The 17588-nt window shown below is 67.5% G+C and carries 13 protein-coding genes and 1 tRNA gene; 3 read left to right on the top strand and 11 right to left on the bottom strand.

Features of this window, described 5'->3' with window-relative positions; translation table 11 throughout:
- Nucleotides 1-108: 108 nt before the first annotated feature.
- The 3 genes from LHJ74_RS25065 to ltrA (LHJ74_RS25055) all read right to left on the bottom strand — a co-directional run bounded on the left by LHJ74_RS25065 (nucleotide 109) and on the right by ltrA (LHJ74_RS25055) (nucleotide 4840).
- Nucleotides 109-753, bottom strand: a complete 645-nt coding sequence (locus tag LHJ74_RS25065) for a transposase family protein (RefSeq protein ID WP_260220559.1) — start codon at nucleotides 751-753, stop codon at nucleotides 109-111.
- Between the two features lie 271 nt (nucleotides 754-1024).
- Nucleotides 1025-2392 carry a group II intron reverse transcriptase/maturase gene (gene ltrA / locus LHJ74_RS25060; RefSeq protein ID WP_446033490.1) on the bottom strand — a complete coding sequence of 456 codons (1368 nt, stop codon included), beginning with the start codon at nucleotides 2390-2392 and terminating at the stop codon, nucleotides 1025-1027.
- A 666-nt stretch (nucleotides 2393-3058) separates the two neighbouring features.
- Entirely contained in the window at nucleotides 3059-4840 is a 1782-nt protein-coding gene (gene ltrA, locus LHJ74_RS25055; RefSeq protein ID WP_260220477.1) for a group II intron reverse transcriptase/maturase, read from the bottom strand.
- Between the two features lie 1196 nt (nucleotides 4841-6036).
- Here ltrA (LHJ74_RS25055) and LHJ74_RS25050 point away from each other — a divergent pair.
- Nucleotides 6037-6630: a hypothetical protein gene (locus LHJ74_RS25050; protein WP_260220476.1), complete on the top strand. Its 594-nt coding sequence runs from the start codon at nucleotides 6037-6039 to the stop codon at nucleotides 6628-6630.
- A 101-nt stretch (nucleotides 6631-6731) separates the two neighbouring features.
- Here the strand turns inward: LHJ74_RS25050 and LHJ74_RS25045 are convergent, their stop codons facing one another.
- From LHJ74_RS25045 to boxC, 5 genes are all read right to left on the bottom strand, one after another.
- Nucleotides 6732-7235 carry a hypothetical protein gene (locus LHJ74_RS25045; protein ID WP_260220475.1) on the bottom strand — a complete coding sequence of 168 codons (504 nt, stop codon included), beginning with the start codon at nucleotides 7233-7235 and terminating at the stop codon, nucleotides 6732-6734.
- 364 nt (nucleotides 7236-7599) lie between these two features.
- A complete protein-coding gene (locus LHJ74_RS25040; protein ID WP_260220474.1) occupies nucleotides 7600-7881 on the bottom strand; it encodes a hypothetical protein in 282 nt (93 codons plus the stop codon).
- Nucleotides 7882-8057: 176 nt separating this feature from the next.
- Nucleotides 8058-8130 (bottom strand) — tRNA-Arg (locus tag LHJ74_RS25035).
- A 208-nt stretch (nucleotides 8131-8338) separates the two neighbouring features.
- Nucleotides 8339-9757: a benzoyl-CoA 2,3-epoxidase subunit BoxB gene (gene boxB, locus LHJ74_RS25030; RefSeq protein WP_260220473.1), complete on the bottom strand. Its 1419-nt coding sequence runs from the start codon at nucleotides 9755-9757 to the stop codon at nucleotides 8339-8341.
- 3 nt (nucleotides 9758-9760) lie between these two features.
- Entirely contained in the window at nucleotides 9761-11470 is a 1710-nt protein-coding gene (gene boxC, locus LHJ74_RS25025) for a 2,3-epoxybenzoyl-CoA dihydrolase (RefSeq protein ID WP_260220472.1), read from the bottom strand.
- Nucleotides 11471-11601: 131 nt separating this feature from the next.
- Between boxC and LHJ74_RS25020 the strand changes: the two genes are divergently transcribed.
- Entirely contained in the window at nucleotides 11602-12519 is a 918-nt protein-coding gene (locus tag LHJ74_RS25020; protein ID WP_260220471.1) for a PaaX family transcriptional regulator, read from the top strand.
- Nucleotides 12520-12537: 18 nt separating this feature from the next.
- Here LHJ74_RS25020 and LHJ74_RS25015 read toward each other — a convergent pair whose 3' ends face one another.
- Nucleotides 12538-14058, bottom strand: coding sequence for a SulP family inorganic anion transporter (locus LHJ74_RS25015; protein ID WP_260220470.1), 1521 nt, complete (start codon nucleotides 14056-14058; stop codon nucleotides 12538-12540).
- 359 nt (nucleotides 14059-14417) lie between these two features.
- On the opposite strand from LHJ74_RS25015, the gene LHJ74_RS25010 reads away from it, so the two are divergent.
- Complete coding sequence (locus LHJ74_RS25010; RefSeq protein WP_260220469.1) at nucleotides 14418-14819, top strand: MerR family transcriptional regulator; 402 nt, start codon at nucleotides 14418-14420, stop codon at nucleotides 14817-14819.
- 63 nt (nucleotides 14820-14882) lie between these two features.
- On the opposite strand, the gene LHJ74_RS25005 is transcribed toward LHJ74_RS25010, so the two are convergent.
- Together LHJ74_RS25005 and mmsB are read right to left on the bottom strand one after the other, a co-directional pair.
- Nucleotides 14883-16151 (bottom strand): FAD-binding protein, encoded by a 1269-nt coding sequence (locus LHJ74_RS25005; RefSeq protein ID WP_260220468.1) that lies wholly within the window; start codon nucleotides 16149-16151, stop codon nucleotides 14883-14885.
- Between the two features lie 198 nt (nucleotides 16152-16349).
- On the bottom strand, nucleotides 16350-17579 hold the full coding sequence (gene mmsB, locus LHJ74_RS25000) for a multiple monosaccharide ABC transporter permease (protein WP_260220467.1): 1230 nt from the start codon (nucleotides 17577-17579) through the stop codon (nucleotides 16350-16352).
- Between the last annotated feature and the right edge of the window lie 9 nt (nucleotides 17580-17588).

The raw sequence follows: 17588 nt of genomic DNA, 5'->3' as shown, positions 1-17588 counted from the left end.
GCCTCCTCCTTCCTGACCGGTTCGGGCAGGAGGACGTGCAGACACTGGCGATGGCGGGCGACAGCACGCTCGGCGGCATCACCGAGGTTGCTCCACAAGTGCCACCGGTCAGCGACCTGGAGGGCTTGCGGTGCCCCGGCCCTGGCGCCTTCCGCGAAGAACGGCGCACGGTCGCGGCAGACGACCTCGATCCCGGGGCGGGCGGCAGGCCACCCCGGCCACGCTGGGCGCCTCCCGGTCGGTCAGCAGGTCCACCGGTCGTCGGGTCTCGACGTCGACCAGCACGGTGCCATAGGCATGGCCCCTGCGGGTGGCGAACTCATCGACGCCGACCACCCGAGGAGACGGGATATCCGGCTCGGGCAGGGCACTGACCAAGCGCAGGACCGTGCTCCGACTGACGGACACGCCCAAAACCGCGGACAGTCGGGCACCGGCCCGGCCCGCCAGGGCGAGACCTACCGAAGCGAGCCTGGAGCGCAGCCGCTCTGTGCACTGGCCGTGCTTCCGGGTCAAGCCGGGTATCTGCTCGACGAAGGTCCGGCGCGGACACACCCTGTCCAGAATCCGGAAGCGCCGGACGCTCAGGTGGAGTACGACTCTTCGCCCACCACTCGGGACATCGGCGGGAAACCGCAGGTAGGAGCTGTGAACCCGAGCCGACCAGATGCCGCACTGCGGGCAGGCGGCGCCCCGTGAGGTGCTGTGCGCGTCAACACGGACTCTCGCGATATCGACGTCTACCGACAGCACCGCGACGTCCGCGATCGACGGGAACAACAGCTCCTCAACCGGAGCACAACTTCTCTCACGGGCGAGATGTCAGCCCCACCGCGACGATCACGATCTATTTTCGGTCTGCTTCTCACGCCATCCGGCAGCCGCCAACAGTCACTCACCGTGCACGTGTCACTGAGTAGGCCCGGAGCGCGGTGCCGGGATTGCTCCCGGTCCGTTTCTCCGGACCTCTCGCCGAACCCGCCGTGCGCCTCTCAACGCAACGGGCTCTCCACGGTCTCTGCCGTCAGACGGGGTTCGCAGGCTGCCATGGGTTGGGGATCGTGCTGGCCCGGTATCGGTAACGGCTGACCGTGACCGATGCGATCCGGAACAGTTCGATCCCGTCTGCCGCGATCGGCAACCACCGCCCGGTGGGAGTGGTGAACCGACGGCGGACGTCGCCCCAACTCCAACGGTGGCCATCCCGCAGCATGCGGATCAAACGCCACCACACGAAGGCGTCAAGCTTGGTGAAGACATGTTTGGCGACAGCGTGCTTGAAGTAGTTGGCCCAACCGCGCATGATCTGAGTGAGTCTGATCAGCACGGTGGCAAGATCCTGCTGCGATGTCCTGCCTGTCAGAGCACGGATCTTCGCCTTCAGGGACCGGGTGGGCCGGTCCGTGATGAAGGTGTAGATGTGCCATTTGTTCGTGCCTCCTTTGCGTTTCCACTGGATGCGGAAGCCCAGGAAGTCGAACCCATCACTCATGTGCGCGATCCGGGTCTTCGCCTGTGACAGGCGCAATCCCAGAGGTTCGAGCACATCAGCGACTTCTTCGCGCAGTGCCGTGGTGTCGGCCTCGGTGCCGTGCACCAGGACGACGAAGTCGTCCGCGTAGCGGACGGCCCGCCACGTCGGCCGACCCTTGCGGCGCCGGTAGGCGCGTTTACCTTCGGTGGCCATCGTCCCGCCCGGCTCCCACGACTCGTGCAGGTGCTCATCAAGCGCCGACAGAGCAATGTTCGCCAGCAGGGGGGAGAGGATGCCGCCTTGCGGGGTGCCGGTCAACGTCTCCTTCGTCTCACCGAGTTCAGTAAGAATCCCGGCCTTGAGGAAGGATTTGACCAGCATCAGGACACGCTTGTCCTTCACCCGGTGACGCACTCGGTCCATCAGGGCCGTGTGGTCGATCGAGTCGAAGCACGCCTCGATGTCCGCATCCAGCACCCAGCGATATCCCCGGGTGCCGAAATAGTGGATCTCGGCGATCGCGTCCTGGGCCCGCCGTCGGGGCCGGAACCCATAAGAGACCGGCTTGAAGTCGGCCTCGAAGATCGGTTCCAGCACCAGTTTCAGCGCCGCCTGAACGACCCGGTCCGCGATCGTCGGAATCCCGAGCTTGCGAACCTTCCCCGAGCCTCCCGGCTTGGGAATGCTGCGTTCCCGCACCGGCAGAGGGCGGAACGAACCGCCCTTGAGGGCGGCCCGCAGGTCGTTCAGGAACCCGGGGACACCGATGGACTCCTCAACGTCGGTGGCGGTTAGGCCGTCGACGCCGGGAGTCCGGGCTCCCCGGTTGCCCGCGACCCGGTCGAACGCCACCAACAGCGTCGCCGGGTCGTGCACGAAGTTGAACAGGTCATCGAACCGGCGGCCGGGATCGGCCACCGTCCAACGGTGAAGCTTGGCCTGCATCTCCAGTACCCGGGCCCGAGGGCCCGGGGCTCCGCCGTTCGGCGGGGCGTCTTCCGGCATTGCAGCGTCCTTCCCTTCTCGATACCGCTGCCGCCCTTCCCCATGCGGCCGGCTTTCCCGGCCTCGGAGTACTACGGCGGCTCCGCCCCGTCCCCAACCGATCGGCGGTCGATGCGCCCAGCCTCGGCAGCCTGCTGGAGACAGGTGGCGGGGCGAGGTTCGGGACGGTTCCCGTGTTCACTGTGGTTCGCTCGACGGAGTAGGAGCCCGGCTGTGTCCCTGCGGTATCGCCACGAGTACGCCGCAGGCTTTCCTCGTGGCCTCCCAGCCAGCTTTCGTAAACCGACCGAGGAGTTGTCAGACCACCCGAAAGGATGACCCGAGTACGCACCGCTTCCGGCCCAGATCCACCAGGTTCGAGCCGGAGGCTCGTTAAGAGACGTAAGACGCCGGTTCCTCGCGTACTCCTCTCCATCACGCTTGCCGGACCCGCCCCATCTGGCAGTACTGGTCACGTCCCGGCTTTGTCAGGGCCGCTCTCACCCTCCCCGGCATCACCCGGATCAGTCGGGTAGGTGCGGCGCATTACTGCGCCGCACCCCCCTCAGAACCGCCCGGGCGGCTTTCACCGCAAGCGGCTCAAGCAAGTCCTGCTGGCGTTACAGATTGAGATACCGGGCCCTCTGCCGTCTCCCGCCTCTCTCGGGGAAGACATGAGGCGTGAATGATGCGCCGGTTTTCCAATTCTTCTCCTCGAACAGCAATCCGTTGGCTTCGGATCCCAACCTTGACCGTCGTCAGCCACTGCTCCCATTCCTCGGGGGACTGCGGCTGGTGATAGGCGTGCAGGAGAAAGTCCCCGCATTCCGGACAGCGGCCACCCTGCCGTCTGAGCAGAAGCATGCCGAGAGAATTCACCGGAGGCGAGGCTGCCTTGCGGCGACGGTCGGCCCAGTATTGGGCCAGGTTCGGGTCATCCGGAGATGCCGTTCCCTTCACCATCACATGCCGCACGATCTTGGTCCAGGAGAATCTGGGTACGCAGTTGCCGGTTGCCCGGCTACCGAACACCCACCGGTTATTCCGTGACTGGTTGAACCTGCCGAAGTACTGGTCGACCACCCAGCGTTTCGGCTTGTTCGGGTGGGAGCGGATTGCCCATTTGAACAACAGCTTCCACATGTAGTCGTCCAGCTTGGAGAACTCCTTGCTGGACACGACGTGCCGTTGGTAGTTAGCCCATCCCCGGATGACCGGGGCCAGGGTTGCTACCACCGATGCCGCGCTTCCGCCGTAGCGAGCGTGGACTTCGGCGCGCAGTCGTCGCCGGATTCGCATCAGAGCTTCAGTACTTGGTTTGATCAGCAGCTTGCCCCCGTAGCGGCGGATGTTGAAGCCGAGAAAGTCACACCCCTGATTGAGGTGCACAATCTGGGTCTTGTCTTCGTTGAAGACCAGACCGCGCGGCTCCAGCCACTCGGAAAGCTGCTGCTTGACCTGGTGCGCCTGCTCCCAGCTGTAACACAACACCAGCTGGTCGTCGGCGTATCTCACCAGCACTGGGGAACCGGGAACCGTCGCCCCGGCATGTCTGCCGGAGGTGTAGTACCGGACTCCCGCAGCCGTTTCCATACCGTGCAGGGCAATATTCAGCAGCAACGGACTGATGCCCCCGCCTTGGGGAGTTCCTTCCTCCGTAGGCGAGAAGCTGCCCTTCTCCACCACGCCCGCCTTCAGCCACTTGCGGATCATCCCCTTCCCAGGGAATCCGCCAAGCCGGCCGAGAAGGTAGTCGTGGTTGATGTGGTCGAATGCTGCCCTCAGGTCAGCGTCGAGCACCCACACGCGCCCCGGGTTCTTCCCGCGAGCGACATTGAAGATCGCCGCGATCGCATCGTGGCATCCACGCCCTGGCCGGAATCCATAGGACTTCGGCTCGAAGCGTGCCTCCCACTGAGGTTCCAGCGCGTTACGCACCCGATTCTGCTGGACGCGATCGGCGATGGTCGGAATCCCCAGTGGCCTGAGCTTTCCATTGCTCTTCGGGATATGCACCCGCCTTACTGGCCGGGCTTGCCACGGAGTTGTCGTTCGCTGGATTGCGCTCGCCAGCTCCGCCCTCGACGAGGAGTTCAGTACCGTCTTCCCGTCGACCCCGGCCGTCTTGCGGCCAGTATTGTGCTCGGTCGCTCGCCGCACGCTTACCAGCGTGTTGGACCAGCTCCGTAGCATCAACCTTTGCAGACTGCGGACCTTCTTACGGTCTCCAGCCTTTTCCGCCGCGAAGATCCTTTGCCTCAACCGCTGTATGTCCCGCTCGACTGACCGCCAGTTGACGGCATCCCATTCGAAAGGAACATCTTCAGGTCCGTTCACCGCAGCAGGCTCCGGTCCGGCCGAGGCCGTTTCGCAGTCTTCCACCGTGCCCAACGTTCCTTTCCGTTCCAGCGTCTTGCATCGTTGATCTATCGCAGACTCACCAAGCCCACGTCAGCTCTCTTTCGAGCCGGGCACGATGCCCGTATCCGGCCGGTTGACCGACGCGACCGCCGAGGGAAGCAGTCATGGCGCGTCGGTTTCCCGTCGCCTTTCGGCACACCGGCATTGGCTTCTTGGGCTCTCCTGTTCCCACCAGGGGATTCACCTTCCTTACGGTCGGGCTACCCGCCGCTGTCTGCGTTGGGACTCTGATGGGGTTTCCGTGTTCCGCGTGACGGAGATCCGACCGGGGTGGGTGCTTCCTTTACGCCGGGATGGTGGTGTCCACGCGACTGGCACAGCCTCACCAGTCGCCACCTGCCGCTTCTCAACGGCCAATCCTGTACTCCGGTCCCGCAATCCATCTCCCGAAGGTGCTGATAACGGCGCATACGGAAATTCACTGCACGTTCACCCGTCCGGTCTTCCCCAGCCGGTAACTCCTGGATGGCGCAGGAGTCCTTGGGCCTTCCCGCGGGCTTCACACCACCCGGTTACCCAGGTCGCATGCCGCGGTGGGGAGAGCGTCTGGACACTCGCCCGATCGCAACGTCGAACATCACCTCCTCCGATCCCTCAACCATTGCGATCACTCACATCACGCGACCTCACGTCGCACGGCTGCCCTCAGCTTCAACCCGACTGCTGCGACAGCCGGTTGGTGCAGGTCTTTCACCTCCACTCGAACCAACAGCGCCTCACGGCGCAAACAGAAGTTGAGCCAGAGCCACTACTGCCTCGTAGAGCCAAGGCCCAGTCTGACAAATGATCTCTGCGAAGCTTCGGTGTCCGAGGCCGTAGGAGGGGTCATGGGGATTGAGCTGGAACTGCACTCGGGACGACCCGTGCGAAAGGGGTAGTCCCGGGACACCTTGCTGCGGGGTTCTTACGAGCACGGTGAAGCGTTGGCGAGGGTGCTGAGCGCCCTCGACCGGCATGGGTCGGGCAGGCTCGGCGGATCGTGCTGGAGCAGGGCTTCCTGCGGGAGGGGTCGGGGACGCCGTCCCGGGGTGAGACCCCAGGAGGAAGTGTCCTCTGAACCGCTACGCCGCGCGAGGGAGGCTGCCTCCTTCGCACGGCGTAGTGGTTCTGCCCGCGTGGCTGACTTCTCGTTGCGCCTGCTTGATGAGGATGCAGCCATGACCCTGAAGATCATTCACCGGCCCCCGTCCGTTAGTGACACCGAGCGGCCCGTTCCTCGTTGGGCGATGCGCCTGGCCTATGCGCTTCCGCTGCTTCTGCTGCCGTCGTGCCTGTGGCGGCTGCCCTTCGCTCTGCACTTCGACATGGGGCAGGTTCAAGAGGGCGGCATGCCGGCCTCTTGGGTGGCTTGGGTGGGCATCCTGTACATCCTCGGGCTCAGTGCGTTGTCGGAAGCGATCGCGTTCTTGACCATCGGGCTGGTCCGGGGCTGGGGAGAGGTGGCGCCCGACTGGATCCCGATCCTCGGCGGAAGACGCGTTCGGCCGGTGGCGGCATTTGGCCCCGCTGCCCTCGGCGGCCTGATGCTCACGCTTCTGTTCACCACCGTTCCGATCGGCGGGGGTCGCGAGCTTACCTTTTACGGCGTCATCGACACTGTCGAATACAGCAATGCCGCCTGGGAGACGGTGGCGACGGTGTGTGTTACCCCCCTCGCCGCCTGGGGACCCATCACCCTCGCTCTCGCGATCGCCTACTACCGCCGCCGAACCGTCGCCGTCACTGAGAACTCCTATCGAAATGATCTCTGAGGCGGTCGGATCATCGTGGGAGTGACGATTCGGGTGCGGGATGGCACGGCCGAAGCCTTGGAATGCCGGTGAGGACGCGGCCCGGCTGTCGCACGCCCGCTTCAACGAGGCATGCTTTCCGTGACAGCGTGTTGGTTCAGGCGTGACCAGGCTCCGACGCCCAGGGCTGTTCCGATGCCCAGGAACGCGCCGACCCCGGCGGGCACCACCCACTGCGTCATCGAAGGCGCGGCAGCACTGCTGTTCCCGGCGAGGGCGACTACGGCGGTCAGCAGGCCCCAAGGGATCAACAGCGTTCCCGCCCAGGCCGGGGGGAGCAACAGCCACCGGGGGAGTCTCCGTCCCCATGGCCGGACGAGGGCGAATGCCAGCATCACCCCCATCAGTGCCAGCACGGCCGTGAAGTCGATGCCGTGTCGTTCCAGCCACACCAACGCATCGGGAGCACCGTTCCTCTCGAACTCGCCCGCCACGTCGAACCCGTCCGCAAGCCCCGCCTTGCCGCCGAATGCCCAGTACATCTTCATAGCGACATAGGGCGCGGCAGCCGCACTGCCCAGCGCCACGACCATCCGAGCTGCCGTCGGCGTCACCACGCGCGTCATTTCCACTCCTGCCCAGTGCTCTTACTGGCCAACGGCTGTCGTCGGCCGGTTCCACCGTGCTCCTGTGCCGGCGTCCAGGCGTCACGCCTGGGTACCGTCGCCACGATGGGCTCTCCCCCGAGTGGCGGAAGCAGGATCATCCGCTGGTACGCGATGCGTTCAGACGTCTCCAGCAGATGAGCGTGCATCCGAGGGTGAGGAAGGCTTCATGGATGTCGTCGGTATCTCCCAGCGGATCCTCAGGCGGCGGAACGGTCAACGGGGCTTCGTCCCGTCTTGGATCCCCTTTTAGAAGCCGTAACAGAAAGGGGGCCAGTCCACCGCGCTGATGCGGTGGGCTGGCCCCTTGTGTCTCCTTCCTGGATCAGGTCAGTCGCGGTCGGCGACCTTCCTCCCAGGCCCGGTCCATCGCAGCAGCAGCCGAATCCCCAGCCAACCGCTCGATCCTCTCGGGCACCTCGCGCTCGTCGAGGACGAAGAGCCTTCCACCGACGACATGGGTGGTCGTCTTCCAGCTCAGACGCTGACCCGCCTCCCTGGCGGCACGCCGGACATCCTTGAGCTCGCCCATCTCCGCAAGGTCGTCCGTGCCGAGGATCAGCTGCCCGTAGTAGCCCTCGTACTCCGGCTTCAGCGCGGCCCGCATCAGCGACTCAAGCCGGTCGACCAGCTTCTCGTACCGTTGCCGGCCAGCCCATCCTTCGCGGGCATCGCACAGCTCCCCACCTCTGCCCGCAGCCGCGTGTGTGCCATATGCGTGCTGCGAGTACGAAGGCCCTCCCGTCCGACGGACGGAAGGGCCTCTGAACAGGTGCTTCTCTGTGCCCCCGGCAGGATTCGAACCTGCGACACCCGCTTTAGGAGAGCGGTGCTCTATCCCCTGAGCTACGGAGGCCGGGGCTGGAGGGTTGTGCTGCCAGTCCCTGGTGGTCGCCCGTGAGGGCGGCCGGGGTCAGCCTACCGGGTCGAGGGGGTGCTTGTGGAATGGGTTCGCGTGGCGTGCAGGTCGGGTGGGGTGGTGCCGGGCGTGGGGTGGGGCCCGGGGCGGCGGGGGAGCGCCGCCCTGGGGCCGGGGTGCTGGGCAGGGCCGGGTGGTGGGTGGGTCAGGGGAGGTGGACGTAGGTGTAGTCGAAGGGCTTGTCGTTGATGCCGTGCCTCGGTGGGGCGATCCAGCCGGCGATCTTGCCGCGTTCGTGGACGGGCTGCATCAGTGAGCGGACGTGGGCCTTGTCGATGTCCGTCGGCAGCCAGCGGCCCTTGTGCGCTTCCCACTCCGCGGCGGCGATCAGCTCGCCGCCCGGGGTGGCCTCGATGCCGGAGAACGCGCCGACCTTGCGGTTGAAGGCGATGTGCGGGAGGTGGAGCCGCGCGGTCATGCCGGCCTGTTCCAGGGTGCGGTTCCAGCGGTTGACGCCGTTCTGGCAGTCGCTGATGTACTCGCGGCGCAGGTCGGTGTTCAGCCCCACCAGGGCGGCGACCTCGGTCTGGCCGATCTGGCCGTCGGTGATCGCGTCGACCATGATTGATTCGCTGGTGAGCCGGTGGTCGTCGCGGCGGCGTTCCTCGGCCCAGCGTCCCTTGAGTCCGGCGGTGAAGTAGTTCGCCACGTTGGTCGAGGTCTCGGAGCCGAACAGGTCCAGCGAGACCGAGTAGTGGAAGTTCAGGTATTTCTGGATGACGGGGAGCGGGATTCCGCCGTGGGCCACGACGTCGTCGGAGTCGTGTTCGATCATCAGCGCCACGGTCCGCTCCACGATCCGGTCGATGCCGGTCGTGCCGACGAACATGTGGTGCGACTCTTCCTTCAGCATGAACTCGCACGTCCGCGACAGCGGGTCGAACGCGGACTCCTTCAACGTGCCGAGCTGGTACTTGCCGTCCCGGTCGGTGAAGTAGGTGAACATGAAGAAGGACAGCCAGTCCGTCGTCTCCTCGTTGAACGCGCCGAGGATGCGCGGGCTGTCCTCGCTGCCCGAGTTGCGGTGCAGTAACTCCTCGGCCTCGGCCCGCCCTTCGCGGCCGAAGTAGGCGTGCAGCAGGTACACCATGGCCCAGAGGTGGCGTCCCTCCTCGACGTTGACCTGGAAGAGGTTGCGCATGTCGTAGAGGCTCGGAGCCGTCGCGCCCAGGTTGCGCTGCTGTTCGACGGAGGCCGGTTCGGTGTCGCCCTGGATGACGATCAGCCGTTGCAGTGCGGCACGGTATTCGCCGGGCACCTGCTGCCAGACGGGTTCGTCCTTGTGTTCGCCGAAGCCGATCCGCCGGTCCCGGTCGTGTTCGGCGAGGAAGATGCCCCAGCGGTAGTCCTTCATCGCGACGTGTCCGAAGTGCGCCCAGCCCTCGCGCCCGACGTTGACCGCCGTGCGCAGGTAGACGTCCCTGGTCGGCAGGGTCGGGCCCATCGACTCCCACCAGTTGAGGAAGTTGGGCTGCCAGGACTCCAGTGCCCGTTGCAGTCTGCGGTCCTCGTGGAGTTCGACGTTGTTGGGGATCTTCTCGGAGTAGTCGGCGCTGTTCGGCATGGCTCAGACTCGCTTCCGGTCGAAGGCGGCGCGCTGCCCGGTGCCGAACTTGCGCAGCGCGCCGTCGGGTCCGGAGGCGTTGGGGCGGTAGAAGATCCAGTTCTGCCAGGCGGCGAGCCGTCCGAAGATCTTGGTCTCGGTCGTCTCGGGCCCGACGAAGCGGTAGTTGGCCTCCAGGCCGCTCAGCGCGTCGGGGCTGAAGCTGGCGCGTTCCTCCAGGGCGATGCGCGTCTCCTCGTCCCAGTCGATGTCGTCGGGGGTGAAGGTCACCAGGCCGAGTCGTTCGGCGTCCTCGGCCGTCGTCGGTTCGCCCGCCCGCGCTTCGACGGCGGCGTGTCCCTCGTCGTCGCCGAAGAACCGCGTCCGCAGACGGGTGAGGTCGTTGCCCATCGGCAGCGGTCCCAGGTTCATTGGGCCAACGGTGATCGTGGCGGGCTCGGCGTCGGGGTCGATGTCCTCGAAGACCCCCAGCAGTTGGAACGAGCGGTCGGCGGCCAGGGCGAGTTCGAGCAGCGAGCCCGCGAAGCAGCTGCCCGGCTCGATCATCGCCATCAGGCTCCTGCTGGTGACGTCCAGCCGCTTCAGGGTGCGCTTGGCGAACAGCACGATCTCGTTGGCCAGCCAGTCGTCCCGGTGCGTCAGCAGCAGGTTGTCGTGGGCGAGCACGCGGGCGGCGTCGCCCTTGGTACGGAACACCCAGGTGCCCAGCCCGGTCTCGTTGGTGCGCAGGTCGAGGATCAGGTCGTCCAGCTCGCGCAGCAGGGCGAGTGGCCAGAACGAGGCACCCTGCTCGTGCATCCCGGCGACGTCGGCCGGGGCGTCGGTGTCCGGGCCGTGCACGGTGATTTCGGCGCGGCCGCCCGTCCGGTCCAGGGTGGCGGTCACGTGCCCGTACGAGATCTCCGTGTCGGTCCGGGTCTTGGCAAGCGGCGGCAGGCTGATCCCGCGTGCGCCGGAGGCAGGGCGCTGGGAGCGGGCGGCGAACTCGGCGGCCCGTCGTGCGACCTTCTCCGTCCAGCCGGGGCGTGGTACCGCCTCGTCGATCAGCCGCCATCGCACGGCCTTCTTGCCGCCCAGGCCCTCGGTCCTGGTGGAGAAGTGGTCGGCGAGGTCGCGGCGGACGTGCCGCTTCTCGACGATGCGGGTGAGGCCGCCGGTGCCCGGCAGCACGCCGAGCAGCGGCAGTTCGGGCAGCGAGACGACGGAGGACCGGTCGTCGACGAGCATGATGTGCTCGCAGGCGAGCGCGAGTTCGTAGCCGCCGCCGGAGGCGGTGCCGTTCAGGGCCGCCAGGTAGGTCTGGCCGGAGTGGGCGGAGGCGTCCTCCATCGCGTTGCGGGTTTCGTTGGTGAACTTGCAGAAGTTCACCTTCCAGGCGTGGGCGGAGCCCGCCAGCATCCGGATGTTCGCTCCGGCGCAGAAGATCTTGTCCTTGCCGCCGGTGAGCACGACCGTACGGACCTCGGGGTGCTCGAAGCGCAGCCGCTGCACCGCGTCGTGGAGCTCGATGTCCACGCCGAGGTCGTAGGAGTTGAGCTTCAGCTCGTATCCGGGCACCACGCCGCCGCTCTCGTCGACGTCCATGGTCAGCGTCGCGACGGGGCCGTCGAGGTCGATCCGCCAGTGGCGGTAGCGGGACGGGTCCACCCGGAAGTCGATCCGGTCGGGCCGGAGGGCCGCCGATCCGCTGGGCGCGCTTGCCACCGAGGTCATGAGCCGTCCCCCTGCTGATGCGTCGGGCGTCGAACGTCGGGGTAAATGCTACGTTCATTCGTCTTGCCGTCAAGAGTTTGTAGCACTTTGAGTCCGGGGGCGGGCCGTGGCCGGATACGTAGGATGTGCGGATGCCCGCCCGCTCCGCCCGTCCTCCCCGTCGTCCGGCCGGTCCTGCCCCGAGGACCGCAGCCGACGCGCCCACCGTTTCCCGACGGCATCAGGCCGGTGCGGAGAGCGCCCGCGGGCTGTTGTTCACGGTGCTCGGTGAGCTCGTGCTGCCCTCCGGTGAACCGGCGTGGACCTCGGCGTTCATCGACGTGCTCGGACGCCTCGGCGTCGAGGAGAAGGCGAGCCGTCAGGCGCTGATGCGCACCGCCGCCGACGGCTGGCTCACCTCCGAGCGCGTGGGGCGGCGCACCCGCTGGACGCTGAGCCGGAACGCGGAGAGCCTGCTGACCGAGGGTGCCGCTCGAATCTACGGATTCCAGGGGATGCAGCGGGAGTGGGACGGGCGGTGGCTGCTGGTGGTGGCGCGGGTGCCCGAGAGCGACAGGTCGGCGCGGCATCTGCTGCGTACCCGGCTGACCTGGGCGGGCTTCGGCAGCCCGGCGCCCGGCCTGTGGGTCAGTACCCACCCCGACCGGATGGAGGAGGCCGAGCGGGTGCTCGGCGAGGCGGGCGTGCTGGGCGAGGCGCAGATCTTCCTCGGCGAACACCGGGGTGGCGGCGAGCTGTCGGCGATGGTCCGGCAGGCCTGGGACCTCGACGCGATCGAGGAGAGCTACGAGGAGTTCCTCGGCGCGTTCGCCTCCCGGACCTCTCGGACCTCCCGGAGCTCTCGGACCTCCCGGGACACCGTGGTCCGGTTGGTCGAACTGGTGCACGCTTGGCGCAGCTTTCCGCTGCGGGACCCGGAGCTTCCGGCGGCTCTGCTGCCCGCGCGCTGGAGCGGTGGGCGGGCGGCGGATCGCTTCCGGCGCCGGCACGGCCAGTGGGCGGCGGACGGGCGGGCCGAGTGGGGGCGGATCACCGGCAGTGCGGGGTGATCCGTCCGGCCCGTGACCTCAGTGGTCGTTGCTGAGTTGTCCGGCGAGTTTGCCGTGCATCTCGGCGCTGGGTTCGTTGAGGCCGATGATGGTGACCTTCTTGCCGCGCTTGGCGTATTTGGTCTCGACAGCGTCCAGGGCGGCCACGGAGGAGGCGTCCCAGATGTGGGCGTCGGTGAGGTCGATGACGACGTCGTCGGGGTCGTCCCTGTAGTCGAACTGGTAGACGAGGTCGTTGGAGGAGGCGAAGAAGAGCTCTCCGGTGACCGCGTAGACGACCTGGTTGCCGTCCGGGTCGACGACTCCGGTGACCTCGGCGAGGTGGGCGACCCGCTTGGCGAAGATGATCATCGCGGTGACGGAGCCGAGGATGACACCGACGGCGAGGTTGTGCGTGGCGACCACCGCGACCACGGTCACGGTCATCACCAGGGTCTCGCCGACGGGCATCCGCCTGAGGGTCTTGGGCTGGAGGGAGTGCCAGTCGAAGGTGGCGAAGGCGACGAGGATCATCACCGCCACCAGGGCGGCCATCGGGATGTCCGAGACGACGGGCCCGAAGACGATGCACAGCACCATCAGGAAGCTGCCCGCGAGGAAGGTGGAAAGACGGGTGCGGGCGCCGGACGTCTTCACGTTGATCATGGTCTGGCCGATCATGGCGCAGCCGCCCATGCCGCCGAAGAAGCCGGTGACGATGTTGGCGATGCCCTGGCCGATGGACTCGCGGGTCTTGTTGGAGCGGGTGTCCGTGATGTCGTCGACGAGCTTGGCCGTCATCAGCGACTCCATCAGCCCGACCAGCGCGAAGGTGAAGGCGTACGGGGCGATGGTGGTCAGGGTGTCCAGGGTGAAGGGCACGTCTGGCAGGCCCGGGACGGGGAGCGAGGAGGGCAGCTCGCCCTTGTCGCCGACGCTGGGTACGGCGATCCCGGCGGCGATGGTGATCACGGTCAGGGTGATGATGGCGACCAGAGGCGCCGGGACCACGGTGGTGATCTTGGGGAAGAACACCATCAGCGCCAGTCCGCCGACGATCAGCGGGTAGACGGCCCACGGGACGTCGTGCATCTCGGGGACCTGCGCCATGAAGATCAGGATGGCCAGCGCGTTGACGAAGCCGACCATGACGCTGCGCGGCACGAACCGCATCAGCTTGGCGACGCCCAGCGCGCCGAGTGCGACCTGGATGAGGCCGCCGAGGATGACGGCCGCGATCAGGTAGCCGAGCCCGTGCTCACGGTTGAGCGGCGCGATGACCAGGGCGATGGCGCCGGTCGCCGCGGAGATCATGGCCTTGCGTCCGCCGACGACGGAGATGACGACGGCCATCGTGAACGAGGCGAACAGGCCGACGGCCGGGTCGACGTCGGCGATGATCGAGAAGGAGATGGCCTCGGGGATGAGCGCCAGGGCGACGACCAGACCGGCCAGTACCTCGGTGCGCAGGACCTTGGGGGAGGCGAGCCAGTCGGGCTTGACGGCGTGCCGGGAGAGGCGGGCGCGCAGCGTGGGGCCTGCGGTGGGTGGTGAGGACATGCGACCGTTTCTGTTCGGGCGCGCACATCCTCGGAACTGAATGCGGGCGCGGTGTGGCGCGGTGCCGCCCAAGGGGCGGACTCCCCCGGCGGCCCGGCCTTGCGGGGGCCTACCGGGTGGGGGCGGCGGCCTCGGCGGCTGCCGGTCGGGCATCATTGCCCGGAAGTCTGTGGGTACGGAACGGGTCTTGGCGGGGCCCGCGCCCGTGCCGGCAGCCCTGGCTGTCGCCTGTACAGCGCGGAACCGCTGTCAAAACTCTACCCTGACGTGAGGGCAGAGTCGACTTGTGGCTTGTGAAGTGCAGGTAAACGGCGCTGAGGATCATGTGATTCCAGACACGCGAAGGAGAAGGCGCGGCGATGACTGAGCGGCAGATGCAGATCGGCGAGGTGGCCGAGCGGACCGGTTTGTCGCTGCGCACGATCAGGCACTACGAGGACGTCGGCCTGGTGATCCCCTCCGCCCGCAGCAAGGGCGGCTTCCGCCTCTACACCGAGGCCGACGTCGAGCGCCTGATGGTCATCCGCCGGATGAAGCCGCTGGACTTCTCCCTGGAGGAGATGCGCGACCTGCTGGAGATCACCGACCGGATCGCCGCCACCGACGATCCGCCCGCCGGCACGGAGAAGGAACGGCTGCGCGAACGCCTCGACACCTACCGCCAGGTGGCCGACGCCCGCTGCGAGACGCTGCGCGCCCGCCTCGTGGCCGCCGAGGACTTCGCCGCGACCCTGCGACGCCGGATGGGCGAGGGCGGCTGAGGTCAGTCGAGGGCGGTTGAGGCCGACGGGGCGGTTGAGGCCGACGGGGAGGCTGAGTCCGCGTCAGCCGCCCAGGATGTCCCGGACGAAGGCGTTGCGGAACTTGGCGCCCGGGTCCAGCTCTCCGGCGAGTGAGGTGAAGGCGGGAAGCTCGGGGTAGCGCTCGTGGAGCTGGGCGGGCGTGATGCCGAAGAGCTTGCCCCAGTGCGGGCGGGGCGCGTACGGCGCGAGGTGCTCCTCGACGAGGGCGATCACCGGCAGGACCGCCTCGGCGTCCGGCACCCAGGTGAAGTGGAAGGCGACGGTGTCGCGTCCGTACGAGGGGCTCAGCCACTGCGTGTCGGCGGCGACGGTGCGCACCTCGCAGATCTGCACGACCGGTGCGAGCGCCTCCCGCAGGGAGTCCAGCGCACGCAGGGCCTCCGCCGCGTCCGCACGCGGCAGTTGGTACTCGGAGTGCAACTCGTCGCCGCTGCTGGGTGTGAACCCGGCCCGGAAGTGCGGCAGTCGCTCGTGCCATGGGCCGAAGACCCCCAGCTGCGCAGTGCAGTTCTCCGGAGGCAGGCCCGCCATCGGGTGTGCCTGCGCGGTGGCGGGGGCGGCGTGAGGGAAGTCCACCGGCGGAAGGTCGCTGCGCTGCTTGAGCCATGCCTGGGTGAAGCGCGGCCCGCGCCAGTCCGTGAAGAGGCTCACGCTGTACGCCGCCCCGCTGACCGCCTCGAAGTCCAGCCCGGCGAACGGCAGCGCGGTGAACACCTGCTGGCTCACCTCGAAGCCCGGCTCCAGGTCGAGGGTGAGCGCGGTGACGACGCCGAGGGCTCCCAGCGCGACGACAGCACCGCCGAAGCCGTCGTCGCCGCGGTCCAGGGTGAGGGGGGAGCCGTCCGCGGTGAGCATCTCGACGCGGCGCACAGCGGCCGACAGGGGCTGGTTGGCGTTCCCCGAGCCATGCGTGCCGGTGGCGACCGAGCCCGCGACGGAGATGTGCGGGAGCGAGGCCATGTTGGCCAGGGCCATGCCCCGCTCATGGAGCAGGGTGGCCAGCTCCGCGTAGCGCACGCCGCCCGCCACTCGTACGGTGCGTGCCGCCGTGTCGATCTCGACGGACGACGGGAGCGCGGAGAGCGAGATCAGGGTGCCGTCCGGCCCGTCTGCGTCGGCGATCGCGTTGAACGAGTGGCCGCTGCCGAGCACCCGTACATGGCGGGCTTCGGCGATCAACGCGCGTAGCGCATCGAGGGATTCGGGCCGGTGCGGCGCGCCCATGGAGAAGGCGATGTTGCCCGCCCAGTTGAGGGCTCCCGCCCCGCGCTGCCGCTCAGCGTCGATCATGCCCCGGTCCTTCCCTCGGTCCCGCCCTCCGCACGACTCCGGAGGCACGGGAACACTGCCCGTTCCACGCTGGAGTTGAACTCTTCAACGACAGGGAGAATACAGAAAGAGAAGCAGCCGCAGTCATCGCGTAATACCGAAGACCGCGGCCGCTCCCTGCCTGCTCTGTGCTCTGCCGCCGTTTCCGCCGGCGGTCGGCTACCGGCCTGCCTTGCGCTTGTTCCAGACGTCGAAGCCGACGGCCGCCAGCAGCACCAAACCCTTGATGACCTGCTGGTAGTCGGTGCCGATACCGACAAGCGACATGCCGTTGTTGAGCACGCCGAGCACCAGGCCACCGATCACGGCACCCATCACCGTGCCGACGCCGCCGCTCATCGAGGCGCCGCCGATGAACGCCGCCGCGATCGCCTCGAGTTCGAAGTTGAGCCCGGCCTGCGGGGTGCCCGCGTTCAGGCGCGCCGCGTAGACACAGCCCGCGAGTGCCGCCAGCACGCCCATGTTGACGAACACCATGAAGGTGACGCGCTTGTCCTTGACCCCGGACAGCTTCGCCGCCGCCTTGTTCCCGCCCAGCGCGTACACGTGCCGTCCGACGACCGCGTTGCGCATGACGTAGCCGAGCCCGATCAGCAGCGCGCACATGACGAGCATGACCACGGGCACGCCGTGGAAGCTGGCGAGCGTCAGGGTGAACGCGGTCACTGCCGCGGCCATCGCGACGCACTTGAGGATCCACAGGTTCTGCGGGAGCACGTCCAGCTCGTACGCGACCTGCTGCCTGCGGGTGCGCCACTCGCGCAGCAGCAGGAAGAGGATCGCGAGCAGGCCGAAGACCAGGGTGGGGTTGTGGTACTGCGTGTACGGGCCCATCTCCGGGATGAAGCCCTTGGCGAGGTCCTGGTAGCCCTCCGGGAACGGCGAGAGGGACTGGCCCTCCAGGACGATCTGGGTGAGCCCTCGGAAGAGCAGCATGCCCGCCAGCGTCACGATGAACGACGGGATGCCGACATAGGCGATGAAGAATCCCTGCCAGGCTCCCGCCACCGCGCCGATCAGCAGCGACAGGATGAGCGCCAGCACCCAGGGCATGTCGTGTTTGACCATCATCACCGCCGACATGGCGCCGACGAAGGCGACGAGCGAGCCGACGGACAGGTCGATATGGCCCGCGATGATGACGAGCATCATGCCCATGGCCAGGATCAGGATGTAGCTGTTCTGCTGGATGAGGTTGGAGACGTTGTTCGGCAGCAGCAGCGTGCCGTCGGTCCATATCTGGAACAGGATGACGATGAACGCCAGCGCGACGAGCATGCCGTACTGGCGCATGTTGGCGCGGGCGTTCTGCAGCAGCAGGGCGCCCGCCGACTGCGGTGCGCCGGGCTTTGGCGACGCGTCCTTGGGGGGAGTGGTCGAGGTGGTCATGGCGGGGCC

It is taken from the genome of Streptomyces gossypii (assembly GCF_025165795.1).
GTDB classification, from domain to species: domain Bacteria; phylum Actinomycetota; class Actinomycetes; order Streptomycetales; family Streptomycetaceae; genus Streptomyces; species Streptomyces gossypii.
Note: the sequence above shows the minus strand (reverse complement) of the source record. Positions and strands in the feature narration are given on the sequence as shown.

Bases quoted from the DNA above. Each gene is read 5' to 3' on its own strand.
- LHJ74_RS25050 (WP_260220476.1), top strand. From the start codon at position 6,037: ATGACCCTGAAGATCATTCACCGGCCCCCGTCCGTTAGTGACACCGAG.
- LHJ74_RS25045 (WP_260220475.1), bottom strand. From the start codon at position 7,235: ATGACGCGCGTGGTGACGCCGACGGCAGCTCGGATGGTCGTGGCGCTG.
- LHJ74_RS25040 (WP_260220474.1), bottom strand. From the start codon at position 7,881: ATGCGGGCCGCGCTGAAGCCGGAGTACGAGGGCTACTACGGGCAGCTG.
- boxB (WP_260220473.1), bottom strand. From the start codon at position 9,757: ATGCCGAACAGCGCCGACTACTCCGAGAAGATCCCCAACAACGTCGAA.
- boxC (WP_260220472.1), bottom strand. From the start codon at position 11,470: ATGACCTCGGTGGCAAGCGCGCCCAGCGGATCGGCGGCCCTCCGGCCC.
- LHJ74_RS25020 (WP_260220471.1), top strand. From the start codon at position 11,602: ATGCCCGCCCGCTCCGCCCGTCCTCCCCGTCGTCCGGCCGGTCCTGCC.
- LHJ74_RS25015 (WP_260220470.1), bottom strand. From the start codon at position 14,058: ATGTCCTCACCACCCACCGCAGGCCCCACGCTGCGCGCCCGCCTCTCC.
- LHJ74_RS25010 (WP_260220469.1), top strand. From the start codon at position 14,418: ATGACTGAGCGGCAGATGCAGATCGGCGAGGTGGCCGAGCGGACCGGT.
- LHJ74_RS25005 (WP_260220468.1), bottom strand. From the start codon at position 16,151: ATGATCGACGCTGAGCGGCAGCGCGGGGCGGGAGCCCTCAACTGGGCG.
- mmsB (WP_260220467.1), bottom strand. From the start codon at position 17,579: ATGACCACCTCGACCACTCCCCCCAAGGACGCGTCGCCAAAGCCCGGC.